The organism is Novacetimonas pomaceti (genome assembly GCF_003207955.1).
Taxonomy (GTDB): Bacteria; Pseudomonadota; Alphaproteobacteria; order Acetobacterales; family Acetobacteraceae; genus Novacetimonas; species Novacetimonas pomaceti.
This window is the reverse complement of record NZ_NOXG01000012.1, coordinates 50,509-67,153: the sequence shown is the minus strand read 5'-3', so window position 1 is coordinate 67,153 and position 16,645 is coordinate 50,509. Positions and strand designations below refer to the sequence as shown.

Below are 16,645 nucleotides of genomic sequence, written 5' to 3'. Positions count from 1 at the left end.
ATGGCACTGACGGCCGATCGCGAACGCAGTTACCTGTGGCAGGATGGCACCGTGCGGTCATGGCTGCTGACGACCGACCATAAACGCATCGCGCTGCTTTACATGGCGTCCATTACCGTGTTTTTCATCCTCGGCGGTATCGGGGCGGCCCTGATCCGCATGCAGCTGGTCATGCCGACGGGCGCCATCCTGTCGGATGAGACCTATGGCCGGATGTTCACCATGCACGGCATTGTCATGGTCTGGCTGTTCCTGGTGCCCTCCATTCCCGTCACGCTGGGGAATTTCTTGGTTCCGCTGATGCTGGGCGCGCGTGACCTTGCCTTTCCGCGCCTGAACCTGATCAGCTGGTACCTGTTTGTCATGGCCGGGTTGTTGGTGGTGTACGGACTGTTCCGGGGCGGCCTGGAAACCGGGTGGACATTCTATACCCCGCTTTCCACCGACTATACGCAGGGGCGTGTGCTCCCGGTCGTGGCGGGCGTGTTCCTGAGCGGGTTTTCATCCATCGCCACCGGCCTGAATTTCATCATAAGCATCCATCAGCTGCGGGCATCGGGCATGACATGGTATCGCCTGCCGCTCATGCTCTGGGCGCTTTATGCCACCAGCGTGATTTTCGTCCTGGCGACGCCTGTGCTCAGCATCACGCTGGTGCTGCTGGCGTTCGAGCATTTTTTCCGTGTCGGTGTCTTTGATCCCACCCTTGGCGGGGATCCGCTGCTGTTTCAGCACCTGTTCTGGTTTTACTCCCACCCGGCGGTCTATATCATGATCCTGCCGGGAATGGGCGTCGTGAGCGAGGTGGTCAGCACCTTCTGCCACAAGCAGGTCTTCGGCTACCGCTTCGTGGCGTGGTCTTCCATTTCCATTGCGGCGATCGGCTTTCTGGTCTGGGGACACCACATGTTCGTGGCCGGGACATCGCTTTACGCCGCCGTCGTGTTTTCCATGCTGAGTTTCCTTGTATCCGTTCCGTCGGCCATCAAGGTCTTCAACTGGCTGGGGACCATGCATGGGGGGGCCATCAGGCTGGATGCGCCCATGCTGTACGCCATGGGGTTCATCGGCCTGTTCACGGTGGGGGGACTGACCGGGCTGTTCCTGGCGTCGCTCGCCAGCGACGTGCACCTGACGCAGACCTATTTCGTGGTCGCCCATTTCCATTACATCATGGTGGGGGGCATGGTATCCGCCTATTTCGCGGGGCTGCATTACTGGTGGCCCAAGATAACGGGGCGCATGTATCCCGAAATGTGGGGACGGACGGCGGCGGCACTGCTGTTCTTTGGCTTCAACCTGACATTCTTTCCGCAGTTCCTGCTTGGTTACGAAGGCATGCCGCGACGGTATGCGACCTATCCGGCGCAGTTTCAGGTGCTCAACGTGCTGTCTTCCGCCGGGGCGAGCATCCTTGCGCTCGCCTATATACTGCCGCTGATCTATTTCGCCTGGTCGCTGCTGCGCGGCGCGCGCGCGACGGACAATCCATGGCAGGCCACCGGCCTTGAATGGCGGACATCCTCCCCCCCGCCGACGGAAAATTTTGTCCATCCCCCCGTCGTCACCCATGACGCCTATGATTATGCCGCGCTGGATCAGGCGAATGTCGCCGCCCGTCAGGAGGTTCCGCATGCCTGATCATATCACGCCCTATGATACGGCCCTGCATCGCGATGAATCGGCGGTTTCCGGCATGTGGCTGTTCCTCGCCAGTGAAATCCTGCTGTTTGGCGGGCTGTTCCTGATCGTTCTGGTCTATTCCCATACGCATGCCGCCGGATGGGATGCGGGCGTGCGGCATACCAGTCTCATGATCGGCAGCATCAATACGGTAGTACTGCTCAGCAGCAGCGCCGTTTTCACCCTTGCCGTCGAAGCCGCGCGGACAGGGGACCGCCGCCGCATCATCCATGCCGGGCTGGGTGCTGCCGGACTTGGGATGGTTTTCCTTATGCTCAAAAGCTGGGAATGGCATCTTGAATTTGAGGAACATCTTTTCCCGGGAACGAATTTTTCCATTTCCGGACCGCATGATGGTGGCGCGCAGTTATTCTACAGCTTCTATTTCATCTCCACCGCGCTGCACGGGCTGCACATGCTGGTGGGGATCGGACTGATCCTGTGGATATGCGATCGGACCCGCAGGCAGGCGGGGAGGGAAATATCCACCATACCCGTTGATATTGTCGGACTTTACTGGAGTTTTGTCGATCTTGTCTGGATCGTCCTGTTCCCGGTCCTCTATCTGATCGGACGGAACTGATGGCGCGCGTCCTGTACTGCTGGATCCTGCTCATGATGCTGCTTGCCGGGGAACTGACCATGGCGCGGCTGGGGTTCAGCTCCGCCGTCTGCGCCTGTGCCGTCCTGATGGGACTGGTTATCATTTTCGGCTTCATGCGCATCGCGCAGGCGCCGCCCCTGGCCGCGATTTTTGCATTGGGGGGACTGTTCTGGCTGGTAATACTGCTCTCCCTTGGCAGTCTGGACAGTTTTACCAGAACAAATTTCGCCGTGGGCAGCGCCATGTCCTCCCGACCGGACCATGCCCCTGCCTCACCGGATGAATCGCGCTGACGAATATCGGAAAACTCAGAGAAATTTCACGATATTGACGAAACGATCAGTCAGGTGCGTCGAATGCCCGACGCATCCTGCGCAATCGGCCCCGCGTTACCCGCCATTTCGCATGATGACGCCGCCCTTGGCGACGAAACGGACCGCGCGCAGGGCGGTGATGTCGTGGGTGGGGTCGCCATCGACCGCGACCAGATCGGCAAGATAGCCGGGCCGGATGACGCCAAGCCGGTCGTCAAGATGGAAGATCCGCGCATTGCCGGAGGTCGCTGCCTGCAGGACGGCGGCAGGGGGCATCCCGGCGGCGACCATGGCCTCCAGCTCACGCGCGTTGGTCCCGTGGGCGAAAACGCCGACATCCCCACCGACGCACAGGGTGACGCCCGCCTTTCGCGCGGCGGCAAGGCTCGCACGGCCGGTCTGCACGGACTCCGGTGCCGGTTCCCTGCCGTCCCAGCCGCGATAGCGGGCAATCGCCTCCGTGGCGGCAAGGGTGGGGCAGAGCGCGGTGCCATGGTCATGCATCAGGCGAAAGACATCCGGCGTGCCGTCGGTGCCGTGTTCGACGGTATCGACACCCGCGAGAATGGCGCGGCGCATCCCCTCGGCCGAATGCGCGTGGGCGGCGACGATCCGCCCGGCCGAATGGGCGGCCTCCACCGCCGCGCGCATTTCCTCCATCAGGAAGGTCGGGCGGCTGGGCTCGCCCGGTCCCCAATGGTAATCCGCGTAAAGCTTGACCACATCCGCGCCCGCTGCGATCTGCTGCCGGGCGGCACGGACCAGTTCGGGGCCATCCGCCTCCTGCGCGCCCTGCGGAATGGCGACACCGGGTTCAAACCCCTTTGGCCCGTAGGAGCCGGTCGCGACCAGCGCGCGCGTCGCCACCAGCATGCGCGGCCCCGGGATGATGCCCTGTTCGATGGCCTGTTTCAGGCCGACATCGGCGTAACCCGCCCCCTCGGTCCCGAGGTCACGCACCGTGGTGAAACCGGCCATGAGGGTCGCCCTTGCCGCGACCGTCGCGCGCACGGTGCGCAGCGCCAGCGGTTCATGCAGGACCTGATCGTCCCATTTTGCCTCGTCATAGGGATGAAGGAACAGGTGCGAATGTCCCTCGATCAGGCCGGGCAGCAACGTCGTGCCCGGCAAGTCGATCACGCGTGCGCCCGCAGGCATCGTGCCCGTCGCCGGGCCGACGGCCGCGATGCGTCCGTCATGGATCAGGACCGTCCACCCTTCGTGCGGATGGGGATCGATGCCGTCAAAGACCCGCGCGGGACGGATCAGCAGGTCATCGGCCCATGCATCGCCCCATGCCGGAACCGCAAGGAGCGTCACCAGCCATGCGGCCAAAAAATATCGCGTGAAATATCCCGTGAAACGCATCGCGGCCTTTCCCATGCGCATGCGCCCCCGACCTTGCATCTCGTTGCGCCTGTGAATAGATTTTTGCCGATGATAACCCTGCCTTTTCGTGTTGCAACCTCCCGCATGCTGTTTCTCGGGGCCATGTACGTGGGGATGATGCCTTGCGGGATGATGCCCTGCGCGCATGCAGCCGCGCCCGATGATACGGCCCGCCTGCAACACGAGGCCCGCAGGGTGACGATCACCCGTGATAACTGGGGCATCGCCCATGTGCGCGGACGCACGGATGCCGATGCCGTTTTCGGCGCCAGCTACGCGCAGGCGGAGGACGATTTCAACCGGGTAGAGACCAATTACCTCGTATCGCTCGGCCGGCTGGCGGAGGCCGAAGGCGAAAGCGCATTGTGGCAGGATCTGCGCATGCGGCTGTTTGTCGATCCGGCCGGACTGCAGGCGGATTATGCCACGTCCCCCCGATGGCTGAAACGGCTGATGAATGCGTGGGCCGATGGGCTGAACTGGTATCTCAGGACGCATCCGCAGATAAAGCCGCGCGTCATCACCCATTTCGAGCCATGGATGGCCCTCAGCTTTACCGAGGGCAGTATCGGCGGCGATGTGGAGCGTATTTCGCTGACGCGGCTGCAGGCATTCTATGAAAACCGGCCCGTCGCGCCGGACGCGGAAGAACGCGGCGCCAGACCGAAGGAGCCGAAAGGGTCGAACGGGATCGCGATTGCGCCCTCCCGCACAGCGGACGGGCATGCGCTGCTGCTGATCAACCCGCATACCAGCTTCTTCTTCCGCTCCGAACTGCAGATGACCAGCGATCAGGGACTCAATGCCTATGGCGCGGTCACGTGGGGGCAGTTTTTCATCTATCAGGGGTTCAATCCCCACGCCGGATGGATGCACACGTCAAGCGGTGTCGACGTGGTTGACGAATTTGCCGAAACGGTCACCCGCCACGATGGCCGGGTCTATTACCGCTATGGCAACAGGGAACTTCCGGTTGAAACCCGCAGGGTCATGGTGCGGGTACGCCTGCCATCGGGCGGATTTGCCAAGCGCGAATTTAACGTCAACACCACCCGTCATGGCCCGGTTGTCAGGACGGAAGGGGACAGATGGATCAGCACCGCGCTGATGTACCGGCCCGTTCCCGCGCTGGAACAGTCATTTTTGCGCACCAAGGCAAAGGATTACGCGCAGTTCCTGAAAATATCCGCGCTTCAGGCGAACTCGTCGAATAATACCATCTTCGCGGACCGGAAGGGGGAGATCGCCTACCTTCATCCCCAGTTCGTGCCGCGCCGCGACGACAGGTTCGATTACCGCCATCCCGTCGATGGCAGCGACCCGGCGACGGACTGGCACGGGCTGCATGCCCTTTCCGAACTGCCGCAGGTCATCAACCCATCCGATGGCTGGGTCATGAACACCAACGACTGGCCCTGGTCGGCTTCGGGAGGCGAAAGTCCACGGCGGGAGAACTATCCACGTTACATGGACATGGCCGGGGAAAACCCGCGTGGCATCCACGCAACCCGCCTGCTGGACGGGGGCAGGGATTTCACCGCCCGATCCCTGATGAAGGCGGCCTATGATCCGTGGCTTCCCGAATTCGCGCTGCTGGTGCCCCAGCTCGTCTCCGCATGGGAACACCTGCCGGCTGGCGCCGCGCAGAAGGCACGGCTGGCCGGGCCGGTCGCGCTGCTGCGGGGCTGGGACAATCGGTGGGCCGCGGATTCCACGGCGACGTCGCTGGCCGTGTTCTGGGGGGACGGGCTGCTTGAACGGGTGCGTCCGCTTGCCACGGCAGAGGGGATCTCGATTTACGATGGCCTGGCCACGCGCGTCAGCGATGCGGAAAAGCTGGACCGGCTGGACGCGGCGGTAAACCGTCTGGTGCATGATTTTGGCAGCTGGCAGGTGCCGTGGGGGACGATCAACCGTTTCCAGCGGATCAATGGCGATCTGGTCCAGCCCTTCAGCGACGCGCAGCCGAGCATGGCCGTCCCGTTCACGTCCGCCATATGGGGCTCGCTCGCCTCGTTCGGGGCGAAACGTTATCCGGGGACGAAACGCTATTACGGCACCAGCGGCAACAGCTTCGTCGCCGTGGTGGAATTCGGCCGCAGGGTCCATGCGTGGGCTGTCTCCACCGGGGGAGAGAGCAGCGACCCGGCCTCGCGTCATTTCACCGACCAGGCACAGCGATACAGCGACGGGAACCTGCGCGAGGTCTATTTTCATCCCGCGCAGTTGCGGGGCCATGTGGAACGGCGTTACGCGCCCGGCGGCTGATCAGCCCAGCCCCCGTGGGGCCGGGACGCCGGGGTGGATATGGGACGCGTCGCGTGTTTGAGTGGGGTTCCGGTCTGACCGGCATGCCAATCTGACCGGGGCGTCGGCACCCTTCATGGAAAACGGGATACGGATATTGATATTGGGTTTCAGGACACGGCTTTCATTTCCCCTGATTATCGGCGCGCTCTGCCTTGTCGCGCCATGGCGGCAGGCCCGCGCGGACTGCCAGTCCCTGCGCATCCCGCAGCCACCCGTGGCCAATACCACCCGTCCGCAGGCCCCGTTCTTCATCGACCTTTCGGGAATGACGCTTGATCGCATGCCGCCACGGCGCGACCCGCATGATGCGCATTACCCCGCCGCGCGCGACCTGCCCGATGGCAGCGTGCCGCCGGTCACGGTCAATGGCAATTTCGTGCTGGGGCCAACCCACCCGGTCGCGCCCGAATTCGCGACAGCCGCCAGCGTGCCGCACGGGCGCGTTGTCTCCTTCACCATGGATTCCGGACACAGCGTCCTGTTCAGGAACGGCATCGCGCGTGACGATCCGGACAACTGTCCCAATGGCGCGATCTATACCGCCCATTCCGAACCCGGCGATCCGTCGGACCTGCGCCTGATGGCAAGCCATCCCGCCCCGTGGACGCGGCAGGTCGATGTGTATGTACCCGCGCAGTACAGGGCGGGCACCAGGGCGCCCTTTGTGGTGTTTGGCGATGGCGGGGCGGATGGCATCTATCCCGGCCGGGACCTGTTCGCCGTCCTCGATGTCCTGATCGCCAGCCATCGGCTGCCACCCATGATCGCGATTGGCATCGGCGCGGGTGGACAGGACGCGCAGGGCAGCGAGCGTGGACTGGAATATGACACGGCTTCGGGCACCTATGCCGAATGGGTCGAGCGCGAGGTCCTGCCACTGGCGCAGCAGCAGGCCGGGGTAAGCCTGACCCGCGATCCCGACGGCCGGGCCACGATGGGGGTCAGTTCCAGCGGCGGCGCGGCCTTTGGCATGGCATGGTTCCATCCCGACCTGTACCATCGCGTTCTGGCCTATTCCCCCACGCTGACCAACCAGCAATGGCCGCATGACCCGGCGATGCCCGGCGGGGCGTGGCAGTATCATTCCCCGTGGGCGGGCGCGCCGAACGCGACGGGAAAGCAGCCGGGGGCCCCCCTGATGCCAGATGCGCCCCGCGCGCCGATCCGGTTCTGGTTCGCTGCGGGGGATCAGGACCTGTTCTATCCCGCGCCCGCCATGCCCGATGGCATGCATGACTGGGTACTGGCGAGTGAAAACATGGCGCGGGTGCTGGGCCGCAAGGGATATGATTACCAGTTTGTCCTGTCACGCAATGCGGGCCACATAGATGGGGCGACAATTGCCCAGACCCTGCCAGAGGCCCTGTTGTGGCTGTGGCGGGACTATACCCCGAAACAGGACTGAGCGGCGATCATGGCCGGTTGGTTGGGGCCTGTCAGGCCTTAGCCGACGTGCAAGATCTGGTCGGTTGAGTATCTACGGCGTGTCGTCAGTTAAGCCCTGAGAGCTTGAGGTGAGGGTTGTACTTTTTGTCGCTCTGTGCTGAATGTTTTTCCGGCTTTGGAGGAGAATAACAGATGCGGCGCTATGGCTTACGTGACGACCAGTAGGAGCGGATACAAGACCTTCTTCCGGGCGGCTTCGGGGACTGGAAAAACGTGCACCGGCGACTGCGCCGCTGGTGTGAAACTGGTGTGATCGAAAGGATATTCCGCCATCTCGACGTGGATCAATGACAATGAATACATGATGATCGACAGCACCATTCTCCGGGCGCATCAGCACAGCGCCGGAGCCCTCAAAAAAGGGGCACGGATCAGGCCATCGGACGATCCCGGGGCGGATTGACCACAAAGATCCATGCTATCTGCGATGCCTTGGGCAATCCGATGGAGATCGACATCACACCGGGACAGGATGCGGATATCAACCGGGCGGAACCGGTGCTGGAAAACATCGATCCAGATGCCTTCCTTGCTGACAGGGCGTATGACGCAGACAGGTTGATCGACCGATTGACAGAGCGCGGGGTTATCCCGGTCATACCGCCAAAACGCAATAGAACGATGCAGCGGGAAACCGACTTCATTCTTTGCAGGAAACGTAATCTTGTCGAGCGGTTCTTCAATAAACTCAAACAGTTCCGCGCCATCGCAACCCGCTACGATAAACTGAAATCAACCTTCCTCGCAGCCGCGCAGTTCGCCTCAATCATTATCCTCCTTAACTGACGATACGCTGTAACAGATCCGGCATCACTGCTGGCTGACGTCAACCCATTCTGCGCCAACAAGTTTTGCAAGCCGATCCGGCGTCAGACATACGGAACTGTTCCGGTCACCTGCTGCCGGCCAGACTTCGTCAAACGCACGCAGCGAAGTATCACAAAAGACTCTGACAGGCTGCGGCAGTCCGAAAGGACATACACCTCCCACGGGATGGCTTGTCAGTCCCAGCACTTCGTCCGCAGGCAGCAGGCGGGGGCGGTTGCCGAACGCATCCTTCGTCTTGCGATTATCCAGCCGGCCCGTCCCGGCCATGACGACCAGGATCCGCTCATCCCCAACTTTTAGCGCAAGCGTCTTGGCAATCTGCCCTTCCTGCACGCCCAGCGCCTGAGCGGCTTCCACCACCGTCGCAGTACTGTCCGTCAGCACCACAGGTTCGATATCGGGTGCGTTTGCCTCGAAAAATGCCCGCACGGATTCCCGGCTCATCTATATCCCCTCACAATGCTGGAAAACTGTTGGTCGTCTGGATGATTACACATTCTGCACTTCTTCAAGACAATCACGGAACGGTTCACAACAGTGCCATCTGGAAACTGCCAACATCAATCATGAAACTTCCCTCTGCCGCGATCCCGAATTCCTTTACATCTTCCTGCGCGGCCTGCTCCAGAAAGGCCGCCCATTCAGCGATGAATAATCCCGCACATGCGAGATATCACGCAGCAATTCCATCGACTGCAGCCAGCTATCCAACAGGAGGAAGCCAGAGCCGTCACATCAATGAACAGAACCATGCTTGAAGGAGACAGCACCCACTGCCGCATGGCGGTCATGATGTGGTCATGTTCATCGGCCGAAACCATGCCATCAGACGCCCTGCTCGAATGGAGCCATTAATCGTGCTTCAGTTCCACAAACGGTTCCAGTTCCCGCGCGAATTCGCGGCCGTAATGCAGCAGGCCCTGATGGTGATAGGGAATACGCCACGGACCCGGATTGATGTAATTGCCCGATGCGAAACTGACCTTCTGGGTGCCGCCTTTGTGAAGATTTTTATAAAAATCTTCACAAAATTTTATGATTTCAGTGAGTTGTCATGACTGTCTTTTCAAACAGTCTCTAAAATCCGTACCCTGCGCATGTCCCATGGACGTCATGGCCTGATACAGGGCGGCACTACCGGCAAGCATGCCAATACGTGTTAAAAGTTGCCTGTGCGTGGGTGCCTTGCGCGGATGAGCGTCTGTCACCAGAAAATTCCCATAACAACAGCCGTGATGCACCTGGCTCCATTGCTCGGAACGGATTCTGTCCGGAAACAATGTGAGCGGATATGAAGATCGTGCCTCCCTGGTCTTGGGCGGATTGCAAACTGTCTGCGTGTTCCGGATGATCGCAGAAAACAGCAGGGTCTATGCCCGTCATCAGTAAAATACCCATGGCGTGGGCCGTATGCGTTTTGACTTCAGCTGTCAGACAGGATCAGAAGTTGGCGTTAAGGCGGCCGTAATAATACCCGCCATACATGGGGATCTGGGCGGAATCTTCATCATAGGGCATGGCGCCCAGTGCATTGAGCGCCTGCGGGACCATGCGTGGACGCACGTTGAATACGTTATTGGCACCGACCGCCATGTGCCAGTTCTTCTTGAACCGGACGCCGATTTCAATATCCGTCAGCCAGTGTGGCGTATTGATGAACTGCTGCAGGGCGTTGTTGGAGTACTGCAGGGCCGCAGGACCCCAGTCCTGATATTGCATCATGTCACTGGTTTGGCCATAGCGGGTCTGGCGGATATTAAAATCCCAGTTCCTGTAGGTATAATAAGCATTCAGGATGATCTTGCTACGCGGATAATCGGTTGTGATTGCCGCGATGTCCGAAAGGTTCAGGTCCGCGCCGTTATGATGCAGACGGGTGCGGTTGAGGTCGATCGACATCGACAGCGCAAGATTGCCATATTGATGGAAGCGGAACATGTAATCCGCCTTGATGTCCACGCCCTGTGTGCGGGTGCTGGCACCATTTGTGAAATAATCTGCATACACATCGTTATAACCGGAAAAGCCGGTTGGCAGGGAGGCCAGCTGGGCAATGGCCTGCGCCGCGACCTCGCCCTGTGTTGTATTACCGTAAGGGGTAGAGCCGCCGAAATTCGTATCCTGAACGATGCGGTCACGCATATTGATCTGATAGACGTCGGCTTCAACGTGGAAACCATCGACAGGTTCCAGCACGATGCCACCGCTGACGCTGGTCGAACGCTCGGGCTTCAGCTTGGTCGCGCCAATGGCCTGGGCCGCGGCCGAATCAGCGGCAAGCAGGCCACTGGCACCGGTAGGTGAAACATTGACGGCGCTAAAATGTGATTCAGCCAGCGTCGGGGCACGGAAGCCCGTGCTGATGGTGCCACGGATGGCGATACGCTTGGTAAAGTTGTAACGTGTTGAAATCTTGCCATTTTCCGTGTTGCCCACGTCGGTGTAATGTTCCAGCCGCCCGGCAAAATCCAGTTCCCACTTCCTGGTCAGGCGGAAATCCCCATCCAGGTACCATGCCCAGATGTCACGGTACCATGTGCCAGCCGAACCGGGGGAGATGCCAGCATAACCCTGCGTACCGCCCCCCATGTACGAGACGGGATTGCCTGCGGTGATGTTGTAGGATTCCATCCGTTCTTCCGCGCCAAAAGCAAGCGTCATCGGAACAACGTCCCCGATCTTGAAACGACGGCGGAAATCGACGTTGTTGGTCCATTGCACCATGCTGTAGCTTTCAGCCCGTGCCTTACGGGGGCTGGATCCATAATCGGCAACATAAGATGTGTTAAGGGTATTCTTGTTGCCGATCTTGTCGATATCTTCACCATAGGTGGAACTGATATCCCAGTTGAAGCCCATGAAGTTGTCACCCTTCAGGCCCAATGTGGCGGCAAAATCGTTTTCTTCCATGGTTTCCAGTGGTGAGAAACCAAAGGGCGCAATGGCGGCGCAGGCCTCGCAGGAGCCACCTACAGTAGGAGTGCGGTAATTTTCATAAGCTTCCGCATGACGATGGGCATAAGTAATCAGCCCATAAAAATTGATACCGGGCGTAAACTGCTTGCCCCATTCAATCGCCAGGTTTTCACGTGTTTCTTCCGGCGTACTCATGATCTTGTTGGAGCGTTCTGAAATCTTGCCGGCATTGACGCCGGTATAGGTCGCACTGCTGGCATCGGCAGGCTGTGAAGCAAGCAGGCGGTGGTCCCGCGCGTTGTTGGCCACGAAGTGATCCGTATGGTACATCTGGCCGCTGATATGCAGGAATCCATCCTGCCCCAGTTTCATGCCGCCATCGGCATTGAGCTGGTAGCCCCAGCCGTCGCCGTTATAGGCATTCGCGCCGGTCTGGCCGCTCAGGTTCAGGCCATGATCCTGTTTCTTGGTGATGATGTTGACTACACCGGCAATCGCATCGGAGCCATACATGGCGGCCGCACCGTCTTCCAGCACTTCGATATGATCGATGGCGTTGGCCGGAATCATATTCAGGTCAACCGGGGTCGAGCCTGAATCCGGGCCTGAATCCGCATAAAGGTTGGCAGTCGTGTGGCGGCGCTTGCCATCAACAAGCACCAGCACTTCATTCGGGTTCAGACCGCGCATGCGAATGGCGGAAGTCAGGGCGCCCGCATCGGCCCCCATGGTGCTGACATTGATCGAGGCATAGGTGCGGGTCAGGGCATCAGCCAGGTTCATCTGACCCGAACGGCGCAGGGTTGCCGCGCTGACAACCGAGACGGGACTCATGCTGTCACGCGCCTTTCGATTCACTGTGTGCGTGCCGGTCGACACATTTATTGTTTCTACACCGGAACTGTTTACACCTGTGTTGTTCTCCTGCTTCAGGTTTTGCGCAGCACGCGGATGCGTCTGCGCTGTCGTTGCACGACGTGCGCGGGCGGCTCCGTTTTTTCCTGGATTCTGTTCCTTTGTTACAGGATTTCCGTTGGGTGTGGCGGCGACTGCTCCGAAAGAGACAAAAGAGCAGATGGTCGTAATTAGGAGAGAAGTTCGTCTGTTCATGATGCCCCGCGATTCTTCCATCGATTTACGATATTAAAAGATATTAACGGGACGTAATGATTATCGAGGAAAAAATACCTATCCCATTGCTTCGATATTGGTACGTTGCCGGAATGCTACACTCTGCCATGTGTCATATTATACTTACAATTTTAATAACTTAACGAAACAATACTCATAAACGTTGAGTAATTCCGGAAACCGAAGGTGCATTAAGTTGGAATTCCGATTGAGATGTCAGATGATTATGCGAATGCTTGCAGAGAGGCTGGTAATGCAGAGAGATGGGTCCGTTTGTTCGGACAGTTTTGCGGGTTGAATAAGTTCTGGCCGGTTGATGTCATGCCGCCATTCTGACGGTGTTGCTGTCGGCCCCCTAGGGCCTGACAGGCCTTGATATAGTCTGCTGTAGCAGCGATGAGGATGACGAGGAGGAAAGATGCTGCTGTCTTCTCATATCGGGTTGCGACAGCCCGCCATTCCTTGAGCCTTGCCCACAGGTTTTCGACCAGATGCCGGTGTCTGTAAGCCCATCCGGACAGGCGATCTCGGGATCGTTCTTCCTTGGCAGGATGACAGGACGCGATCCGTGGTTCCAAAGATCTTCACGGAATTTGTGCGAGGCATATCCGCGATCACAAACGACATGGGTCGGTGGATGTGGTAGTTCGTCGAGCAGGGCATACGCGGATCGTCGTGCCATCGAGAAAGACCATGCCGAGGGCCTGATCCCGGTCTTTGACCTTTTCAAGGAGGTGCTGCCACACACCGAGCTTCGACCAGCGAATGAACCGTTGTGCGGCAATCCACCAGGGACCAAGCTCAGGCGGAAGGGCACGCCATTTCGCGCCGCTCTGATGCCGCCAGAAAATCGCTGAGATCGTCCGTCGAAGGTTTTTCGGCGGGGTCTTGCCCTTCGGACGGACTTCCTCGATCAAAGGCTCCCATATGGACCATGCGGTATCGGAAAAGACAGACTGCATCATGCTCATCATAAACAGCCATGCAGTCCGTTCCGTCATTCAAGACCTGACAGGCCATAGACACGGCATAATGGGGGTGACAGACAAGGTATCGATGCCGTGCCGGTCATCATGGACCGGGAAAACCCGTCCCTGCCTGTTCGCCACGGATCCGACCCGTCTTCCATCGCCGGGCGGGCCGCGATGACCGCAACGCCCTATTTCAGGAGCCAAAAGTGCATAATCTCGATTTCAGTTCGTGGCACAGCCTTCTGGTCACCCTGATCGGCCTGTCGCTGATTACGTTGATTGGCGTTGGCATCCGGCTGCTGATGATGGTTGTCATCCAGCAGCGTCGCGAACGCATGAACCGCCAGATCAATGAACGCCTGCGGACCCTGATCGCGGCCTACCGGACGCTGGGCGGTTCATTTACCGGCGATCTGGCGGTTGATCCACGGCATCGCCGTGAACTCCGCATCATGCCAGAAGGCACGACGCTGCCGGGTGATGACACGACCGGCCAGACGGGGACGCAGGCGGGTTCAGAACGCGCGCGGCGTATCCGCGACGCGGTGGAGGCCGCGCTGTCGGACATCATCCTTCTCGGCACGGAGGAACATGTCCGCCTGGCCGAACAGGCGGCACGGGAACTTGTGGCGGGACAGCGTGTGCATACCCATAACCTTGTCGTCTCGCTCCGCAGTTTCATCCGCAAGGCGCTTGATCTCGAACCCATCCCGTCCGACCTCGCCATTCCCATGCAGGGGCCGGTGCGCACATCGTCATCCGGTGGCCGCGCGAAGGAGGATGGCAAGAAAGACGGGTCGGATAAAGGCGGCGGGGGAGGCGATGGCGGCATGCACGGGGCGGGTGACATGACTTCCTTTGGTGGCGGAACCGGCACGGACGGCCACGATGCGGCATCCCATCCCGGCCCCTGAGCGGACGCAGGGGGCAGGGGCCGCGCGCGGGATCGGGCAAGGCGCTTGACCTGAGCATGGCGCGGATGCGAATGTGGGGGCAGGCAATGGACTCTGCCTGACTTTTATTTCCGAAGGTCGAACCGCCCGCAGGGCTGATGATTCCTACCTCGCCAGATGGCATGAGAGGGAGGAGTGTGTCTGCGGTCATGGGTCTGTTTTTACGAAATTCCGGATATGGTCGGGTCACGATCCTGCGGGGTCGCGTCGGTGCCTTGTATCGCGTGTCCGCCCTGTCCGTCCGGGCGGAGTGTCGGCCTGTGGGGAAAGGGATGTTCCATGCCCCCCCGCGTGACGTCCTTATCACCCCGGATAAATGTGGTGTTCCATCGATCCCATCGGTTCAGGTGCGCGTTTCCGATCCTGTCCGGACCGGAAATGGAAGTATTCCATTGCGACGGGAACCAAAGGAAACAGTCCGGCACATCGGAAATAAAATATCCACCAATAAAATTACAATAAACAACAATATCCGAATGCAACCCAACTTCCTGCGGGAGTACTGATGATGCGTATCCTCGCCATCCTTGATCGTCCTGAAACGGCCATGTTCACGCTTGAGACGGCAGGCGGACTGGCGGACCGGATGAACGGCTCCGAAATCCGGGTTCTCTGCCCGCAGCCCGCAGGCGACCCGGATTTTCAGTCCCCGGACGAGGGATTGCCCACCCATGAGGAAAAAGCCCGCTTCGCGCGTGACATCTCGACCCGGGTGGAGGCCCTGCGTAACGCCTTTGATCGGTGGGCGGCTTCTGCCGGGCGGTCCCATGGCGCCCGATGGGTGGAAATCGCGGGCGATATTCGCAAGGTCGTCGCGCGTGAGGCGATGACCGCCGACATGACGGTCCTGAGCCGCCCGCGTTCCGGGGATCCGGACCATGTAACGCTGGCGTTTTCCGCGGTACTTTATGACGCCATGGCCGCCGTGGTGGTGGCCCCCCTGCAGCATCATCAAACGGTGGGCGCGCATCCGGTCATTGCCTGGCATCCGGCCCCCAATCTGGAACGCGCCATGGCCGCCGCCCGCCCCCTGTTGGATGGCGCGTCCCGCGTTACGGTCATCATCGGGGAAAGCCGGGAAAATGAACAGCCGGAGCCGCCTTTCGTGGATGCGCTGCGCCAGCGCGGGATTGTCGTGACGGTTGATCGTTTCATCATCGCCTCGGCCAATGTGGGGGAGGAAATCAGGACCCGCGCCCTGGCGGCAGGGGGCGACCTGCTGGTCATGGGCGCGTACAGCCGCCCGCATTTCATCGAATGGCTTTTCGGCGGACCGACGCGCGACATCCTTGCGCATGGCACGCTGCCCATCCTGACACATCACTGAAACCACCACCGCAAAAGACGGGAGAGAAAGTCACCCATGTATTCGAATGTCCTGCCTACCCTCCTGATCGCGCTTGGGGGCGCGACGGGGACCGTCCTGCGCTACTGGGTCGGACTGGCGACCGCACGATGGAGCCAGTCCCTGCCATGGGGGACGATCCTGATCAATGTGACCGGTTCCTTCGCCATCGCATTTTTCGCCGGGCTGACCATGGCGGGGGGACGCCTGCATGTCCCGGAGACAGGCAGGCTTGTATTCATGGTGGGGATCTGTGGCGGATATACGACGTTTTCCTCATTCAGCCTCCAGACGCTGGACCTTTTCCGCAACGGGACGCCGGAAAAGGCCTTTCTCAACATGGGGCTTTCCGTGGTCCTGTGCATGATCGCCGTATCGTTCGGCTATTACGCGGCACAGGCCCTGAACCAGGCCGACACGACCATCGGGCATCACTGATCCGCTGTGTTCCGGCGGTTGCGCACCGCCGGAAACCGGCTGTCATGCCACGGCTTTCCATGACCGTTTCCCGTAACCTGCGTGACATCGCGCATGGGCGCTTGGTCATTGCCTGAAACCCGGCATGGCCGCTGGAGCGGCAGCGGCGGTTTTTTCGGAATTTGATGTCATCCGATCTCCCCATTCATGCGTTCAGCGTGAAACCAGCCAGAACCGCAGGGACCGAACCACAGGAACCGGTGGTGACGTCAGGGAGCACGATCATGAAAAAGCGGGTCGTCATCAGGGGGAAACGTGCCATCCACCCCCTGCGTGTG

General features: G+C 60.0%; 11 protein-coding genes, 4 pseudogenes and 1 riboswitch. Of the genes and pseudogenes, 9 read left to right on the top strand and 6 right to left on the bottom strand.

Annotated elements, in window-relative coordinates; genetic code table 11:
• Genes CFR71_RS10585 through CFR71_RS10575 form a run of 3 tightly spaced genes read left to right on the top strand, consistent with a single transcriptional unit; the run spans position 1 to position 2,580 of the window.
• Positions 1-1,641: a cytochrome c oxidase subunit I gene (locus tag CFR71_RS10585; protein ID WP_110530881.1), complete on the top strand. Its 1,641-nt coding sequence runs from the start codon at positions 1-3 to the stop codon at positions 1,639-1,641.
• Complete coding sequence (locus CFR71_RS10580; RefSeq protein ID WP_110530879.1) at positions 1,634-2,266, top strand: cytochrome c oxidase subunit 3; 633 nt, start codon at positions 1,634-1,636, stop codon at positions 2,264-2,266. The genes CFR71_RS10585 and CFR71_RS10580 overlap by 8 nt, the downstream gene beginning before the upstream one ends.
• On the top strand, positions 2,266-2,580 hold the full coding sequence (locus tag CFR71_RS10575; RefSeq protein ID WP_207781368.1) for a hypothetical protein: 315 nt from the start codon (positions 2,266-2,268) through the stop codon (positions 2,578-2,580). Before CFR71_RS10580 ends, CFR71_RS10575 begins: the two co-directional genes overlap by 1 nt.
• Before the next feature lie 96 nt (positions 2,581-2,676).
• Here CFR71_RS10575 and CFR71_RS10570 read toward each other — a convergent pair whose 3' ends face one another.
• A complete protein-coding gene (locus CFR71_RS10570; protein ID WP_239020367.1) occupies positions 2,677-3,990 on the bottom strand; it encodes a metal-dependent hydrolase family protein in 1,314 nt (437 codons plus the stop codon).
• 129 nt (positions 3,991-4,119) lie between these two features.
• On the opposite strand from CFR71_RS10570, the gene CFR71_RS10565 reads away from it, so the two are divergent.
• The 3 genes and pseudogenes from CFR71_RS10565 to CFR71_RS10555 all read left to right on the top strand — a co-directional run bounded on the left by CFR71_RS10565 (position 4,120) and on the right by CFR71_RS10555 (position 8,532).
• Complete coding sequence (locus CFR71_RS10565; protein WP_239020366.1) at positions 4,120-6,258, top strand: penicillin acylase family protein; 2,139 nt, start codon at positions 4,120-4,122, stop codon at positions 6,256-6,258.
• A gap of 142 nt (positions 6,259-6,400) precedes the next feature.
• Positions 6,401-7,705, top strand: a complete 1,305-nt coding sequence (locus tag CFR71_RS10560) for an alpha/beta hydrolase (RefSeq protein WP_239020365.1) — start codon at positions 6,401-6,403, stop codon at positions 7,703-7,705.
• Positions 7,706-7,917: 212 nt separating this feature from the next.
• Positions 7,918-8,532, top strand: a pseudogene (locus tag CFR71_RS10555) (IS5 family transposase).
• Positions 8,533-8,556: 24 nt separating this feature from the next.
• Here CFR71_RS10555 and CFR71_RS10550 read toward each other — a convergent pair.
• From CFR71_RS10550 to CFR71_RS10530, 5 genes and pseudogenes are all read right to left on the bottom strand, one after another.
• Positions 8,557-9,018 (bottom strand): YbaK/EbsC family protein, encoded by a 462-nt coding sequence (locus CFR71_RS10550; RefSeq protein WP_110530871.1) that lies wholly within the window; start codon positions 9,016-9,018, stop codon positions 8,557-8,559.
• Between the two features lie 85 nt (positions 9,019-9,103).
• Positions 9,104-9,344, bottom strand: a pseudogene (locus CFR71_RS17245) (SAM-dependent methyltransferase); the annotation flags it as partial.
• A pseudogene (locus tag CFR71_RS16900) lies at positions 9,345-9,782 on the bottom strand (flavin monoamine oxidase); the annotation flags it as partial. It lies immediately after the preceding pseudogene.
• Between the two features lie 232 nt (positions 9,783-10,014).
• The gene (locus tag CFR71_RS10535) at positions 10,015-12,600 is read right to left on the bottom strand and encodes a TonB-dependent receptor plug domain-containing protein (RefSeq protein ID WP_239020364.1); all 2,586 of its coding nucleotides are present in this window, start codon (positions 12,598-12,600) and stop codon (positions 10,015-10,017) included.
• Between the two features lie 446 nt (positions 12,601-13,046).
• Positions 13,047-13,583 (bottom strand): annotated as a pseudogene (locus tag CFR71_RS10530) (transposase); the annotation flags it as partial.
• A gap of 215 nt (positions 13,584-13,798) precedes the next feature.
• On the opposite strand from CFR71_RS10530, the gene CFR71_RS10525 reads away from it, so the two are divergent.
• The 3 genes from CFR71_RS10525 to crcB all read left to right on the top strand — a co-directional run bounded on the left by CFR71_RS10525 (position 13,799) and on the right by crcB (position 16,328).
• Positions 13,799-14,506 carry a hypothetical protein gene (locus CFR71_RS10525; protein WP_110530867.1) on the top strand — a complete coding sequence of 236 codons (708 nt, stop codon included), beginning with the start codon at positions 13,799-13,801 and terminating at the stop codon, positions 14,504-14,506.
• 73 nt (positions 14,507-14,579) lie between these two features.
• Positions 14,580-14,660: riboswitch (Fluoride riboswitch) on the top strand.
• Between the two features lie 390 nt (positions 14,661-15,050).
• Positions 15,051-15,872 carry a universal stress protein gene (locus CFR71_RS10520; RefSeq protein ID WP_338065935.1) on the top strand — a complete coding sequence of 274 codons (822 nt, stop codon included), beginning with the start codon at positions 15,051-15,053 and terminating at the stop codon, positions 15,870-15,872.
• Positions 15,873-15,908: 36 nt separating this feature from the next.
• Positions 15,909-16,328: a fluoride efflux transporter CrcB gene (gene crcB, locus CFR71_RS10515; RefSeq protein ID WP_110530866.1), complete on the top strand. Its 420-nt coding sequence runs from the start codon at positions 15,909-15,911 to the stop codon at positions 16,326-16,328.
• Positions 16,329-16,645 lie beyond the last annotated feature (317 nt).

Bases quoted from the DNA above. Each gene is read 5' to 3' on its own strand.
- CFR71_RS10585 (WP_110530881.1), top strand. From the start codon at position 1: ATGGCACTGACGGCCGATCGCGAACGCAGTTACCTGTGGCAGGATGGC.
- CFR71_RS10580 (WP_110530879.1), top strand. From the start codon at position 1,634: ATGCCTGATCATATCACGCCCTATGATACGGCCCTGCATCGCGATGAA.
- CFR71_RS10575 (WP_207781368.1), top strand. From the start codon at position 2,266: ATGGCGCGCGTCCTGTACTGCTGGATCCTGCTCATGATGCTGCTTGCC.
- CFR71_RS10570 (WP_239020367.1), bottom strand. From the start codon at position 3,990: ATGCGCATGGGAAAGGCCGCGATGCGTTTCACGGGATATTTCACGCGA.
- CFR71_RS10565 (WP_239020366.1), top strand. From the start codon at position 4,120: ATGATGCCCTGCGCGCATGCAGCCGCGCCCGATGATACGGCCCGCCTG.
- CFR71_RS10550 (WP_110530871.1), bottom strand. From the start codon at position 9,018: ATGAGCCGGGAATCCGTGCGGGCATTTTTCGAGGCAAACGCACCCGAT.
- CFR71_RS10535 (WP_239020364.1), bottom strand. From the start codon at position 12,600: ATGAACAGACGAACTTCTCTCCTAATTACGACCATCTGCTCTTTTGTC.
- CFR71_RS10520 (WP_338065935.1), top strand. From the start codon at position 15,051: ATGATGCGTATCCTCGCCATCCTTGATCGTCCTGAAACGGCCATGTTC.
- crcB (WP_110530866.1), top strand. From the start codon at position 15,909: ATGTATTCGAATGTCCTGCCTACCCTCCTGATCGCGCTTGGGGGCGCG.